The sequence below is a fragment of the Lacinutrix sp. YIN62 genome (assembly GCF_057219185.1).
Window position 1 is genome coordinate 1 of record NZ_JBXVVH010000089.1, and the last position, 647, is coordinate 647.

General features: G+C 30.6%; 1 protein-coding gene. It reads left to right on the forward strand.

The window, feature by feature from the left end:
• Nucleotides 1-647, forward strand: a 647-nt coding sequence (locus AC2D8I_RS16325) for an IS3 family transposase (protein WP_484707181.1), incomplete at both ends; no start/stop codon positions are given.

A 647-nucleotide genomic window follows, 5' to 3' on the forward strand; every position in this document is an offset into this window, starting at 1 on the left:
AATCAAAGATTAGTAGATAAGATCAGAACTATATTCAAGGATAGTTTTGGTAGTTATGGATCCCCTAGGATAAAAGAGGAATTAAATGTCTTAGGATATAAAGTATCCAGACCTAGAGTTGCTCGTATTATGAAAGCACTTTCCTTGTATGCAAGGAGAAAACGTAGTTTTAAAATAACTACAGATAGTAATCATAAATATCCTATTGAACCTAATTTATTACAACAGAACTTTGATGTAGAAAGAATACATCAAGTTTGGGTATCTGATATTACTTATATTCAAACAGAACAAGGTTGGAGTTACTTAACAGTAATTATTGATCTATTTAATAGAAAAGTAATGGGATGGTCTATTAGTGATAATTTGACTACTCAAGACACTGTAAACAAAGCTTGGAATATGGCAATACGCAAAATAACCCTTACTAAACCACTTATATTTCATTCAGACAGAGGTGTACAGTATGCTAGTAGTAGTTTTACTAATCTGATAAAAAATTACAATGGACTGATAAAACAATCGATGAGCAGAAAAGGGAATTGTTGGGATAATGCAGTAGCTGAATCATTCTTTAAATCTTTAAAAGTAGAATGGATATATAAACACAAATACTCCAAAAGATCTGAAGCAGAATTATCCGTATT